We start from the raw sequence: 13,912 nt of genomic DNA on the forward strand, positions 1-13,912 counted from the left end.
GCAGTCATGGCTTGTGTCGGCGGTGGAAGCAACGCCATCGGCATGTTTGCTAATTTCATCCCCGACTCAAACGTCAGACTCATAGGGGTCGAGCCAGCTGGTCTAGGCTTAGAAACCGGAAAACATGCAGCCCCCCTCACTGCCGGAGCACCTGGAATCGTGCATGGTTTTAAATGTTACGTCATGGCAGACGAACATGGAGAGCCCCTTGCCACCCATTCCATTTCAGCTGGTCTGGACTATCCCGGTGTAGGACCAGAACACAGCTACCTGAAAGATATCGGTCGTGCCGAGTATGTGAGCATTACCGACCAAGAATCCCTGGACGCTTTCCACAGACTTTCTAGAACTGAAGGCATCATCCCAGCCCTTGAGAGTGCACACGCAGTCGCCTATGCCCTTAAGCTCGCTCCTACCATGAATCCTGACCAAATCCTAATCGTCAATCTATCCGGCCGCGGAGACAAAGACGTCGAACAAATCTTCAACATGGGTCACTGATATAATTTCACATTCTTTAAATGCTCTGCGTACGTTTTAGCAAATGCATGATACCCGTCCTTTTTAGCCACGAAGTATAAAAAATCCGTTTTAGCCGGATTCAAGACTGCTTCTAAGGAGGCATGACCGGGATTGGCAATCGGTCCTGGTGGCAAGCCTGGGTGGAGATAGGTATTATACGGTGAAGGAATCTGAAGATCCTTTTCATAAAGCACCGGTTTGGGAGTGCCGAGCAAAAATTGGATAGTAGCACAGGATTGAAGAGGTTGGTTAATCTTTAGCCGATTCAGAAACACGGCAGCGATCAAAGGGCGATCTGATTCTTTCACCGCCTCTTTTTCGACTAAAGAAGCTAGGGTAACCCACTCGGAAACGGAAAACTTCTTGCTATCGAGTTGAGTCTGTACGTCAGAAGTGAGTTCTTTCTCAAACTGTTTAAGAAAGATATCGATTATTGCATGAGGGCTCGATTGCCTACTAATTTCATAAGTATTGGGAAATAAATATCCCTCTAGACGATGGACCCCTTTAGGTGTATTTTTCAGAAATGAATAAGGGTAGGTGTCTTCCGTAATCACCTTGGTCAAATCTGTTTTATTCGAGATCCCCTTCTGTACTAATAAATCAATAATTTGTTCTGTGGTATACCCTTCTGGAATAGTCACACGCTGGGCATCTAACATCGTTGCCCCTTTTGTCAGGCGATTGATCATTTCCTCCGGGGACATCATCGGAGCTAATTGGTAATCCCCAACATAAAGCTTGAATTCATCGTTCCGTACACGCGCTAAATATCTAAACGCCCATGCACTGCGAATCAGCTGACGCTGTTCTAATTCCCCAGCTAATTGAGCAGCCGTTGTTCCCGGAGCAATCGTAATCTTTACACTATTGTCAGTAGTCGAATAGGGCTTTATAGCCCAAGACCACCAAGACAATAAACCAAAACCCCCAGCCATGGAAAGTAGAATAACCCACTTTAAGATACCGATGCCGAAGGACTTTTTCTTTCTGGACATTTCTCACTCCCTCTCCACTATGTTTCAGAAATACCTCGAGTCCCCACACGAAAAATCTGGTTGGTCGGTGCATACCAGTCACGACCCAAAAACTGCTTGCCTTCATTGCCATCCTTGTCTCGAGTCACCTTCCAGGTGTTGACAACGATCCCCTTCGAACCTTTTTGCTCCTGAACAACTCGTCCTGCAGAAAGTTTGGAGTCAAGGCGGTTCTCTACCTTATAGTTGAGTTCTTTCTCCACTTGTCGTTCAATACTGATGGATAATCCCGTCTTCTTACCCCATAGCCGAACAGTAAGAGCACCTGCTTTTACATCTGTCCGCAAATAGACGATACTCGTGGAATTATTTTTAAATTTAAAATCAAGATTAGGATAACTGACGGTTGCATCTTGACCTGGAGGTACATAACTAACGACAACCTCATGAGGTTTCCGTTCTATAATTTCTAAATTACTTAGCAAGACAGCATTATATAACGTCGAAGAGACTTGACAGATGCCACCTCCGGTTCCTTGCACATATTCCCCTTTGACAATTACGTAGGCCTCTTTGTACCCTGTCTCAGGCTCTCGGGGACCTACTGTCTGGTTGAATGAAAGAGTTTCCCCCGGAAGAAGAACTTTGCCGTCCAAAGCTTTAGCGGCCGCAGTTAAATTTGCAGAACGATTCTCCTCTTTGACTGAAAACTTTGTAGTGAACTCCCCGATCACCGAATCAAAAGCCAAAGCTTTTATCGACTCAGTCGTCACTGTTGCCGGAACCTCTTTCATTGGAAGGTCTATCCTTAACGGAACCTCAGTTAGAGAGGATTTTAGAATATCCCCGATTAACCGATCAACTTCCACTGTCTGGCCACTCTCTGACGGCTGAATAACCACCTTATCCTTTTCGATCTTATAAGAGGCATCTTTTGCTGGGCGATTAAATTTCTTCAACCTTTCCTGAAGCGCCTGACTTGCAACTAAAGGATCGACTTTAAGCACACTTGACACTGCCAATCCAGGGATACGTTGGGCCTCTTCAACTACCTTCTCTGTATCTACTTCAATACCCATGTCTCTTAAGGAAATCGGAATCTCTTTTTCATTGTACAACAGGATTCGCGTTTCTTCCAGCTTGTCATTTGCCCAGGTATCTATTTTCGTGGGTGCTTCAGATACTAGGGTGCCGCTGAGATCTAAATCATCCACTTTTACGCCATTTGAAATAACAATAGATTTTGTTTTGGTTCCTACCTTATTATGCGACGTACTTTCATTCTCTAAGGTGTGACTTGAAGGGATACATCCGATTAATAGGAACGTTAGCAATAGAAAACCTAACGTTGTATAGAAAGTCCGCATCCATGTTTGTCGTATTTGCTTCAAAATCCACACTCCTCTGCTTTCATCAATCTTAGTATTTCCGCAGAGCTTAACGTTTATCTCCAGATTTATTAACTTTCATTATAAACTATGAAATTTTCTTTATGAAAACATAAGAACCCGCTGAGATCGTCTCAACAGGTTCTTTGCAGCTATGAAAACAAAGGTGACAAGAGTTTATTCTTTTTCGTCGTCTTCGGATTCAACTAAGTTCTCCCAAGCGTCAGCAACTTTTTCCCACTCTTCATCGTCTTCGATGTCTTGGAGCATTTCGTTGCCCTCAGCATCTTTGCCTAATTTAAGAATAATAGCCTCATCTGCATCCTCTTCTTCGGTATCCTCGTCTGTAATAGGCATCAGAACAAAGTATGTCGAGCCTTCAAGTTCCAAGGTATCGAGATGGAGAAACTCGTGGTCTTTTCCCTCGTCATCTGTGAGTACGACTGTGTCAAATTCCTCAGCGTCATGCTCATCATGGTTATGTGGTTGGTCGGACATGTATTTCACCTCTTATCAAAGAATATGGTCATTGTACTATTGTAGGTAATGATTGTCAAATATCAGCCTGAATATTTCTTGACTGTCGACGATCCAGATAACCTTGGAGTATAAAAACAGCTGCCATCTTATCAATCACAAGCTTTCGCTTCGAGCGCGACACATCCGCTTCCAGAAGCGTCCGCTGTGCTGCCACCGTGCTTAATCGCTCATCCCACAATTCCACCGGAAGCCCAAACTCTAAACGCAAAACCTCTGTAAACTCATCTGTCAAGGCACAACGGGGCCCCAAGGTTCCATTCATATTTTTAGGATAACCTACGACAATCTCCATCACCTCATACTCGCGAATGAGTTCACGCAACTCTTCGATTTCCTTCTTGGACCGTTTAATGGTTTTAACCCCCTGGGCCGTCCAAAATAAAGCATCACTCATCGCCACACCAATCGTCTTCGAGCCAAAATCTAACCCCATAATCCGCATAATAGTTTCCTCCAGATATTTACACAATTTTAAGACAAAAATGCGGACAAGCTCTCCCGCAATACCCACAAAGCACACAGACCTCATTATCCACAACGGCTATTTCTTCAATCCTCAATGCACCCTGAGGGCATGCTTCCAAACATAACCCACACCCTTGGCACCAATCAGCCACATATAGTTTTCGTTCTCTGCACTTGACTTTTTCCCGCAACTTCGGAGGGATTTCTTGTCCTGAAACCAAGAGCAAATTATAATCCACTTCTTCCCGGCTGGACATTCCCAGAGCTAAAGCTTGCACACCCGGAATCTTTTGGATAAAACCTACGGCTTTTTCTGGATCATTCGTCAAATGACCGCCCCCGAAAACTTTCATGGCGTAAATCCCAATCCCAATTTCCGCAGCAAAAGTAACTGCCTCAAGCATCTCCTCTAATTTACCATCGATAATCCCTAGACCCTGATAATTTAAGATGGGATGGATCACATCAAGCCCAGGCTGAAGCGCCCCAGCCCTGACTCCTGCCACGGCATGGGTTGAAAGGCCAATCCAGCGCACAATCCCCTTTTCCTTGGCTTTTAGGAGTTCTTCCCAAGCCCTAATGTGCCCCTTGAGAGTTAAAGCGCTTTCCTGCTCATGGAGTAGAAAAAAGTCGAGCGTATCTCGATTAAGAGCAGTACGAGCTTTTTCCAGGCTCAAACGCATTTCCTCCGCCGTCACTGCGTAGCTCTTACTAACAATTTGAACGTCAGGATAATCTTTGATGACCGTAGCAATTTGCTCATAATTGGCATAGATTTCTGCCGTGTCAATCCAGTTAACCCCTTGTTCAAGAGCATAGCGCAAAACATTAGCCCCTTCAGCCGCTGTCAAACGTCCTTGTAATGGGGATATAGCTAAACTTCCAAAGCACACCTCTGAAACTTCCGATCCCCATAAACCAAGTTTGACCTGACGCATCTCATACTCCTTTCGAAACGCGAGGTGCGAAGTCCGAAGTTCGAAGTCCGAGATTAGAATATCTCGTTTCAGACTCTTATTTCGCGTGCTTCGAGTAACGTGCCTCGCATGGTGTTACTCGCTTCGCCTCGTGCCTAATGCATCGCTAAAGTTGAAACCCTCACCACTTTGAGTGAGGGTTTCAGCTTTAGCATTACTTACTTTTACTTTACTTTACTTTAATTAGCTTTAGCTCTAGCTACTTTAACTTTACATTAGCTTTAGCTACTTTTCTTTACTTTTCTTGCAAGTAGGTTCTGACCAACTCTTCAATCAGCTCAAAGCGTTCAAGTTTACGAATCATCGCGCGTGCCTGATTGTGGCTCGTAATATATACGGGGTCGCCAGACATGAGATAGCCAACCATCTGATTTATTGGGTCATAGCCTTTTTCTTGCAACGCAGCGTACACCTTCTGCAAAATATCGCGGGCAGAAACTTCCTCATCTCCCACTGCCTTAAACATCATGGTTTCTTCCATTCGATCCATTTTCCTGTCCCCCTTTCGCCTTTCGTTAGCACTGATCACCCAACTGTACAAGGGTGTTTTAAGTTAAAGCAAGAGCTTCTCTATTTTTTAAGAAATCCTCTTACTATTGTTGATACACGATCAATGGCTTCACCCAGTTTACTAGGATCTTTGCCTCCAGCTTGAGCCATGTCCGGCCGGCCGCCTCCGCTTCCGCCCGTAATTTTAGCAACTTCTTTTATAATCTGTCCGGCATGTAACCCACTTAAACCTGTAGGGCTTACAACCGTCACAAAATTCACCTTACCTTCGCTTGCCGCACCTAAGACGATGACTCCAGACTTGAGTTTGGCTCGTAAAAGATCTGCCATTTGACGAAGGCCTTCCATATCAGAAACATGCACCGTAGAGGCTAAGACTGGAATTCCCTCGATCTCAGTAACCCGTTTTAGCAATCCTTCCACTTCATTCTTGGCGAGTTTTGCCTGAAGTTGGCCAATTTCCCGTTCAAGGTCTTTGACTTGAGTCATCAACCCTTGGACGCGTTTTCCTACTTCTAAGGGTTGGGCTTTAAGGTTTTGGGCAACTTCCATGACTTGTTCATCAAGAGCACGGAAATACGCTAAGGACTCTAAGCCTGTGATTGCCTCAATCCTACGCAGACCAGCCCCGATTCCACCCTCGCTGAGAATTTTCACCAGCCCGATTTCTCCAGTATTTTTAACATGCGTCCCACCGCACAGTTCTTTGCTGACCATTCCCATATTAACAACTCGAACTGTTTCTCCATATTTCTCTCCGAAAAGTGCCGTAGCCCCGCTCAGTTTAGCCTCTTTCAAGAGCATTTCAGTGGCATCTACCGGCAGATTTTTCAGCACGGCTTCATTAATAATACCCTCAACTGCTCTAAGTCCCTCCGCCGTCAGCGGAGAAAAATGGGTAAAGTCAAAACGCAGGCGTTCTGGAGAAACTAAAGACCCTGCTTGCTGGACATGTTCCCCCAAAACAGAGCGCAGGGCAAAATGAAGCAGGTGCGTTGCGCTGTGATGGCGAGAGGTGGCTTGGCGGGCAACGAGATCTATTTCTGCATCGACTGTTTCCCCAACGTGCAACACTCCTGTGGTTACCTGAGCACGGTGATAAAGGGTGCCGGTAACACCTTTTTTCACTTCAAGCACACGAGCCTCGGCACGAGGGGTTCGGATCACTCCCCAATCAGACACCTGACCGCCGCTTTCTGCATAAAAAGGAGTCTCAGCAAGGAAGATCAGGACCTCTTCCCCTTCACCGGCATCCTGCTTCTCCTCGCCACTAACAAACAACCCTTCAATTCGAGTCGCTACTGAAAGCCTCTCATAACCAACAAATGGAGTCAGCCCTAAGAGTTTAGCTTTTTCCATGAGTTGTGGGCTTTCAACCACAGCACGCATTTGCTGAGATTGCTCTTTTGCCTTCAGGCGATGCTCTTCTGCCGCAGTTTGAAATGCCCCCATATCAACGGTTAAGCCTTGCTCTTCAAGCATTTCTTCCGTCAACTCTACCGGAAAGCCATAGGTTTCATAGAGATAAAAAGCATCCGTTCCGGCTAGAACAGTCTCCCCTTGTTTCATAAGTGCTTTAACCTTTTCCTGCAACAGCTGAGTGCCTTGCTCCAAAGTTGCTTGGAAGTTCTTTTCTTCTAAGTTTAAGTGATTTAAAATAAAATTCTCATTTTCCTTAAGCTCTGGATAGGCCTCAGAGTAATCTTTTTGGATCACCTGAAAAGCTGATTCCAAGAACGGTTTGTCAATTCCCAGAAGTTTGGCGTACCGGACAGCGCGCCGCAGAATACGTCGCAGAACATACCCTCTACCTTCATTGTTCGGGCGAATCCCATCTGCTAACATAAACGACACAGCTCGAACGTGGTCAGACACCACTTTTAAAGCCAAATCATTTTTGGCATTTTCCCTATATTTAACTCCAGCTAAGGTTGCCACATGGTCAATAATGGGACGGAATAGATCCGTATCGAAATTGGTCTCAACCCCTTGCATCACTGACGCAATCCGCTCTAAACCCATACCTGTGTCAATGTTTTGCTTCGGAAGAGGGGTTAGGACACCCGCTTCATCGCGGTTATACTGCATGAAGACTAAATTCCAGATCTCTAAAAAGCGATCACAATCACAGCCCATAGCACAACCAGGTTTGTCACAACTCCTGGCCTCTCCAAGATCGACATATATTTCTGAACAAGGTCCACACGGCCCTGTAGGACCGGCGGCCCAAAAATTTTCAGGATCTCCTAAGATTCGATCGGACTTAACGCCCGCTTTCTCCCAAATCATTCTGGCTTCTTCGTCTTCAGGATAGATAGTTACCCAAAGCTTTTCCACTGGGATTTTCAATACCTCGGTTATATACTCCCAAGCCCAGGGAATTGCCTCATTTTTAAAGTAGTCACCAAACGAAAAGTTTCCCAACATCTCGAAATATGTATGGTGGCGAGCTGTTTTCCCTACCTCTTCCAGATCCGGGGTACGAACGCATTTTTGAGCAGTTGTGGCTCTGGGAAAAGGTGGTTCTACCCGGCGTTGAAAATAGGGTTTAAAGGGAACCATGCCTGCGACAGTTAATAACAAGGTCGGATCATCTTTAGGGATCAGCGAGGCACTGGGCAAAACATTATGTCCTTTAGCCTCAAAATACTTTAAAAACATGTCCCTTAATTCATTACCAGAATACATACGAACACCCCTTTAGAATTCAATCTAAAATTAGCCAGCACAATAAAAAATAACCTCACCCTATAAATCAGGGGCGAGATTTTTTTGAGATCACCCTGCATATTTTACGGTTCAAAGAACTTACATCTTCTATTCATCTGACAAATTCCCCATTGTTTATAAAGTATATACAGGGAAAGTCTTATTTGTCAACCAAATTAAACTTTTGTCGAAACTAACCTAAAATATACATGATTCAAGATGACTCGCACAACAGCCGCTAACGGAACTGCCAAGAACATGCCCCAGAAGCCAGCAATCTCTCCACATGCCAAAAGGGCAAAAACGACCCACAGGGGATGGAGGCCTACACTTTCACCCATGAGCTTAGGCGAAATAATATTGCCCTCGAGCTGTTGTACGATAAAAATAATCAAAGTAACTTTCACGGCCATTGCAGGTGACTGCGTTAAAGCCAACAAGACTGCTGGTACCGCCCCAATCACTGGTCCAAAGTAGGGAATGAGATCAAATATTCCGCAGATCAAACCAATTAACAGAGCATATTCCATCCCCACTAATTTTACACCAATACCGATTAATATCCCTACAATCACGGCGACGACTAGGTCTCCCCGTATGAATTGGCGAATCACATGGTTGATATCTTGCCACAACCGTCGCCATTCCATCCTCCAGCGTTGTGGAATAATTCGAAAGAAGCCATTTCCTAGGCCCTTCCAGTCAGCTAGGAAATAGATGGCGATCACCGGGGATAACATGTAAAGAGTGAATGTAGACAATACATTAGGTAAACTAGCTAAGAAAAGGTTAAGCCGATCGGCAATTATGATCTCGCTTTGCGCTAATTGTTGATCCAATACCTGCGCCACACGGCTTGGCAAGCCAGTCGCCTTAAATTGCTCACGAAAGCCATCTATCATGACTGTAATTGACTCAATTGTCTTAGGTAACACTACCACCAATTTACTAAGTTCATTATAAATTATGGGCAGGATAAAAAATATTGCAGTAGCTAAAATCGCTATAATTATAGTGAAAACAATCGCTATGGATTTGTTCCTGCTGATCCTATAGCGTTCCAAGCCTTCGACAAAGGGATTAAGAAGAAAAGCAAGGACAAAAGCAAGAAAAAACGGACCTAAAATTGCCTTCACCTTGAAAAGAACCAAGATTGCTATGAGTAGGCAGGTTCCTGTAAAGATCCATTTCCAATACTTATACTTCATCTTATCTCCTTCCTATTAAAATTGAAGAAGCTATATTTATGCGTTCTTCTGACAAGAACCTTTTTCATTAATCAGTAATACCGTGTATTATCATAGGTATTGACTTGCAAAAAAAAGCGCGCGATGCGCGCTTTTAATTTCTGAATCTTAGTGAAATAGTTTGGTTCTTTTCAGCAACATGCGGCTACCTTTGGTCAAGACATTCATGCCACGTCACATAAGCATCGGCTTTTTCTTTTGTCGTGGACGAAGACACTGTCTTCGCACGTATTACCCTTCATGCAGATGTATAAAACTAGAGCACTCACTAAAGCGACACTCCCAGTAACCAAACCGCTTAGCATATGCTTAGATCTCATTATTCATCTCTCCATCTTTGTTTAGATATGGGTTACTCCATAGCAGCGCTGGAAACACCCGAGTCAATGGCTGGATCATCCCAAGCAACGAGAGAACCATCTTCCGCGAGATCATAAATAACCACTTTGTCAGTTTGGGTAGTAAATTCAACACAACAATCCCAACAATAGAACTGCTCTACCCCCACTTTACCAATAGCACGTCCACCGCAAACTGGACAATTCATGATAGTATACCCCCTTCATTTGCTTGGTCCAAGGGGGATACTTGATTATCAACGATCAATATGTCTTTTCCATCCATCATAACATGGGGTCTAAGAATCGTTCCCCTGCCATGAAGTAGGTCAGCGAAGAGCCCGTCCGAAACTTCAAATCCTACCATTCTTTCTACGGAATCATCGAGAAAAACATCTTCGATCGTGCCTCTAGCCTCTCCACCTTGGGTATAGACTTCATTCCCGACTTTGTCAGACCATCGCGTCCCCTTAAGTACTTCAACTGTTTTCTTGTTCACGGTCAGAGCATCCTTTCCAACCGTTATGATGGCCTTTCGCGGGATGCCTTTTGTGGACTGGAAGAAGTGTCCGCCCTCTAAGAGAATTCCTACAACCTCATCTTTGTCATTGTCGAGGACCAAATCATGTACCCAACCAATCGAGTCCCCGCTTTTTAGATCCAAAACAGGTAGTCCGACAATCTCTCGAGTGCGTCGCATGTTACCTCCTCCTCGCCAAAAAGTACTACCTATACTCTGCCCGACTATTCTAAACTTTATGCATGCGCTGACCAAGACTCGAACAAGGATGTTCGAGATTAGAGCATCGCCATGGATGGCAAGCTGCCGTGATGGTCGAGTGTCTCTGTAGCCAGGGATGGCGGAAGGAACCGCCGCTATAGATGCAGGGACTACACGTTCGAACCTCGATCCTCGAACTTCGAGCCTCGCATTAGTCCTCGAGGATCGGAAATAATTTTTCCCCCTCCAACGACTAAATCCCCTTGATAAAAGACCACTGCTTGACCGGGAGTTACAGCACGCTGTGGTTCATCAAAACAAACCTTTAAGTCATAGTCTGCTCCCATCTCAGCAGGATAAAGAGTCGCGTCAGCCCCTATGGAGTTATAACGAATTTTGGCTTTGACCTTCAGAGGTTCCTTTAGATCCGGAATCGATATCCAGTTTGGCTCGATCGCCCAGAGCGTATCAGTATATACATCCGGATCCTCCCCCAAAACAACCTCATTGCTTTCAGGATTCAACCCCACTACAAACATTGGTTTACCAAAGGTAACCCCAAGCCCTTTGCGCTGCCCCACTGTGAAGTGTAGAATCCCCTCGTGCTTACCTAACTTATTTCCTGCAAGGTCCACGAAATAACCTGCCTTAATGGGAACCTTGATACGCTCTCGAACAAACGAGGCATAATCATCATTGGGAACAAAACAGATCTCTTGACTTTCTGCTTTGTTCGCCACCCCCAAACCACGTTCTCTAGCCATTTCTCGAACCTGTTCTTTTTTGTAGCCTGCCAAAGGGAAAAGGGTGTGCTCCAGCTGTTCTTGGGTCAACATATACAGTGCATAGGTTTGATCTTTGCGCTGATCTGCGCTCTTACTTAAAAGAAATCGTTCACTTCCCGGATCTCGTAATACTTGAGCATAATGTCCAGTGGCTATGAACTCAGCCCCCAGCCCACGTGCCTTGCGGAGTAGTTCCCCAAATTTCACATACTTATTACAGGCTAAACATGGGTTTGGAGTTTCTCCATACAAATAAGACTGTGTGAAATAATCCACCACAGTCTCCTCGAAATACGACCGAAAATTCATGACATAATGGGGAATCCCCAGGATAAAGGCCACCCGCCTGGCGTCATCAATGGCTGAGTTCGAGCAACAGCCCCATTCCGTCTCCGGGCCCGCTGATTCCCAAATTTGTAACGTAACCCCGATCACGTCGTATCCTTCTTCTTTAAGTAAAGCGGCGGCCATGGAACTATCCACACCGCCGCTCATCCCCACAACCACTTTTGGTTTCGTTGTCAGAGCCATAATTATCATCTATTCCTTTGTTTGTTGTTTATCGCGATAATTACCAATCGCTTTATGGAGTGCATCAGCTGCCAGATTAGAACAATGCATTTTCGTTTCAGGTAGCCCTCCTAAAGCCTCAGCAACAGCCGCATTGGAAATTACCATCGCTTCGTCAATCGTCTTCCCCTTGACCATTTCAGTAACCATACTACTTGTGGCAACGGCAGCACCACAGCCAAAGGTTTTAAACTTGACGTCCTTAATAATGTCTCCCTCAATATCTAAATAAATACGCATAATATCTCCACATTTAGCGTTTCCTACTTCACCGACGCCATCCGGATTTTCCATTTCGCCAACATTACGAGGATTATTGAAATGATCCATTACTTTTTCTGTATACATTTTTCCGTCACTCCTTATTGTGCTTGTTGCTTATGAATAACCTGATCGTACAGCGGAGACATCATACGCAAACGCTCTACAATCTTCGGTAATTGTTCAAGAAGATAATCAATTTCCGCTTCCGTGTTTTGACGTCCTAAGGTAAAGCGCAGCGAGCCGTGAGCAATCTCATGGACCAGCCCCATAGCCAGGAGCACGTGGGAAGGATCTAATGACCCTGACGTACAAGCGGAGCCGCTTGAGGCAGCGATTCCTAACATGTCAAGTGATAATAACAAGGACTCTCCTTCAACATAACGAATACTGACATTCACATTATTGGGTAAGCGCTTTTCTCCAAGAGGTCCATTAACTTTTACGTATTCGATGCGCTCACTGATTCCATTCATGAGTTTATCGCGCAGTTTCGTTTGATGCTTAGTGTCGTCCGCCATTCGTTGCCCAGCCAGCTCACAAGCTTTGCCAAACCCTATGATTCCGGGTGTATTCTCTGTTCCGGCGCGACGCCTCTTTTCTTGGCCTCCCCCATGAGCCATAGGTACAACCCGTACCCCTTTTCGAATATATAAAGCCCCTACTCCCTTGGGACCATAAATCTTGTGACTGGAAACAGTCATTAGGTCTACATTCATCTCATCCACGTTAATAGGAATCTTGCCTAACGATTGAACTGCATCCACGTGAAACGTTATACCATGTTCTTTGGTCAGTCTACCAATCTCAGCAATTGGCTGGATCGATCCCACTTCATTATTGGCATGCATCACGCTGATTAAAATCGTATCCGGGCGAATTGCCTTTTTAACCTCATCGACTGAGAGAATTCCCTCTTCGTTTACAGGTATAACCGTTAGATCAAAGCCGTTTTTTTCTAAGTATTCACAGGTTTCAAGAACTGCGTGATGTTCGATACAAGAAGTAATAATGTGTTTCCCTTTTTTGCGGAGCGCTTCAGCAGTGCCTAAAATTGCAAGGTTGTCCGCCTCCGTCCCACCACTAGTAAAGGTAACCTCTTTAGGGGTAGCACCTATGAGCTCTGCTACTTGGCTTCTTGCTTGCTCTAAGGCTTGTTTAGCCTCCCTACCAAAACCGTGAACACTAGACGGATTGCCATATTTCTCAGTGTAATAAGTCATCATCAAAGCAGCCACTTCTGGATCAACCGGAGTGGTTGCACTGTGGTCTAAATAAACTCGCATGACGGGGTTCACTCCCTTTATTATAATTTCTTGCGTGTGAAGCATTGCTTTAAATATAGTACATATATAAGCTCCGCTCCGTTTCAATTTTTTTGGCATCTTCGAGCATCGTTTCCAGAGTGATCGAATCAAGAACATCCGTGATGGAGTCTCTTACCTTTTCCCAAATTGTTCGTGTGACACAAAATTCAGCTTTGGAACATATTTCCGGGGCCTCTTCTGATACACAATCCGATGGCGCAATGGGCCCTTCTAGGACGCGAATAATATCTCCAATTCTTATTTTATCGGGTTCTCTTCCCAGTAAGTAACCACCTTGTGCGCCGCGAATACTCTTGACAAGCCCTGCTTTACGCAAACCTGAAATCAGTTGCTCTAGATAATGCTCGGAAATACCTTGTCTCTCTGCAATGCTTTTCAAAGAAGTCGGGCCCTCACCCACATGTTGAGCTAAATCAAACATGGCTTTGACACCATATCGCCCTTTGGTCGAGAGTTTCAACACCCTCACCTCTTTTCCGCTAGTTAAATTCTATATTCTTTAAATCTCTCTTTATATTGCTTATATCTTATAAAAATACTCGGGATTTGTCAAGTCTGATCTTGAACATAACAC

At 44.9% G+C, this 13,912-nt stretch carries 15 protein-coding genes; 1 reads left to right on the forward strand and 14 read right to left on the reverse strand.

Going from position 1 to position 13,912, the window contains the following annotated elements; translation table 11 throughout:
• On the forward strand, positions 1-501 hold a 501-nt coding region (locus tag JL57_RS32355; protein ID WP_034145982.1), incomplete at its 5' end, for a pyridoxal-phosphate dependent enzyme.
• On the opposite strand, the gene mltG is transcribed toward JL57_RS32355, so the two are convergent.
• The 14 genes from mltG to JL57_RS32425 form a co-directional block, all read right to left on the reverse strand.
• On the reverse strand, positions 495-1,520 hold the full coding sequence (gene mltG / locus JL57_RS32360) for an endolytic transglycosylase MltG (protein ID WP_034141396.1): 1,026 nt from the start codon (positions 1,518-1,520) through the stop codon (positions 495-497). The two genes, JL57_RS32355 and mltG, sit on opposite strands and share 7 nt — an antisense overlap.
• Before the next feature lie 17 nt (positions 1,521-1,537).
• A complete protein-coding gene (locus JL57_RS32365) occupies positions 1,538-2,890 on the reverse strand; it encodes a VanW family protein (RefSeq protein WP_291300858.1) in 1,353 nt (450 codons plus the stop codon).
• 174 nt (positions 2,891-3,064) lie between these two features.
• The gene (locus JL57_RS32370) at positions 3,065-3,385 is read right to left on the reverse strand and encodes a DUF1292 domain-containing protein (RefSeq protein ID WP_034145983.1); all 321 of its coding nucleotides are present in this window, start codon (positions 3,383-3,385) and stop codon (positions 3,065-3,067) included.
• A gap of 55 nt (positions 3,386-3,440) precedes the next feature.
• Positions 3,441-3,869, reverse strand: a complete 429-nt coding sequence (ruvX, locus tag JL57_RS32375; protein ID WP_034145984.1) for a Holliday junction resolvase RuvX — start codon at positions 3,867-3,869, stop codon at positions 3,441-3,443.
• 19 nt (positions 3,870-3,888) lie between these two features.
• Entirely contained in the window at positions 3,889-4,830 is a 942-nt protein-coding gene (locus JL57_RS32380) for an aldo/keto reductase (protein ID WP_034145985.1), read from the reverse strand.
• A gap of 274 nt (positions 4,831-5,104) precedes the next feature.
• Positions 5,105-5,359 carry an IreB family regulatory phosphoprotein gene (locus JL57_RS32385; RefSeq protein WP_034145986.1) on the reverse strand — a complete coding sequence of 85 codons (255 nt, stop codon included), beginning with the start codon at positions 5,357-5,359 and terminating at the stop codon, positions 5,105-5,107.
• An 80-nt stretch (positions 5,360-5,439) separates the two neighbouring features.
• Positions 5,440-8,067, reverse strand: a complete 2,628-nt coding sequence (gene alaS / locus JL57_RS32390; protein ID WP_034145987.1) for an alanine--tRNA ligase — start codon at positions 8,065-8,067, stop codon at positions 5,440-5,442.
• A 197-nt stretch (positions 8,068-8,264) separates the two neighbouring features.
• Positions 8,265-9,296 carry an AI-2E family transporter gene (locus JL57_RS32395; RefSeq protein WP_034145988.1) on the reverse strand — a complete coding sequence of 344 codons (1,032 nt, stop codon included), beginning with the start codon at positions 9,294-9,296 and terminating at the stop codon, positions 8,265-8,267.
• Between the two features lie 391 nt (positions 9,297-9,687).
• On the reverse strand, positions 9,688-9,882 hold the full coding sequence (locus JL57_RS32400; protein WP_034145989.1) for a hypothetical protein: 195 nt from the start codon (positions 9,880-9,882) through the stop codon (positions 9,688-9,690).
• Positions 9,879-10,373: a PRC-barrel domain-containing protein gene (locus JL57_RS32405; protein ID WP_034145990.1), complete on the reverse strand. Its 495-nt coding sequence runs from the start codon at positions 10,371-10,373 to the stop codon at positions 9,879-9,881. The genes JL57_RS32400 and JL57_RS32405 overlap by 4 nt, the downstream gene beginning before the upstream one ends.
• Before the next feature lie 191 nt (positions 10,374-10,564).
• Complete coding sequence (gene mnmA, locus JL57_RS32410; RefSeq protein WP_034146042.1) at positions 10,565-11,710, reverse strand: tRNA 2-thiouridine(34) synthase MnmA; 1,146 nt, start codon at positions 11,708-11,710, stop codon at positions 10,565-10,567.
• A 9-nt stretch (positions 11,711-11,719) separates the two neighbouring features.
• The gene (nifU, locus tag JL57_RS32415; RefSeq protein WP_034145991.1) at positions 11,720-12,097 is read right to left on the reverse strand and encodes a Fe-S cluster assembly scaffold protein NifU; all 378 of its coding nucleotides are present in this window, start codon (positions 12,095-12,097) and stop codon (positions 11,720-11,722) included.
• 14 nt (positions 12,098-12,111) lie between these two features.
• Positions 12,112-13,296 (reverse strand): cysteine desulfurase NifS, encoded by a 1,185-nt coding sequence (nifS, locus tag JL57_RS32420; protein ID WP_034145992.1) that lies wholly within the window; start codon positions 13,294-13,296, stop codon positions 12,112-12,114.
• Between the two features lie 49 nt (positions 13,297-13,345).
• A complete protein-coding gene (locus tag JL57_RS32425) occupies positions 13,346-13,798 on the reverse strand; it encodes an Rrf2 family transcriptional regulator (RefSeq protein ID WP_034145993.1) in 453 nt (150 codons plus the stop codon).
• Positions 13,799-13,912 lie beyond the last annotated feature (114 nt).

Source organism: Desulfosporosinus sp. BICA1-9 (assembly GCF_000802135.1).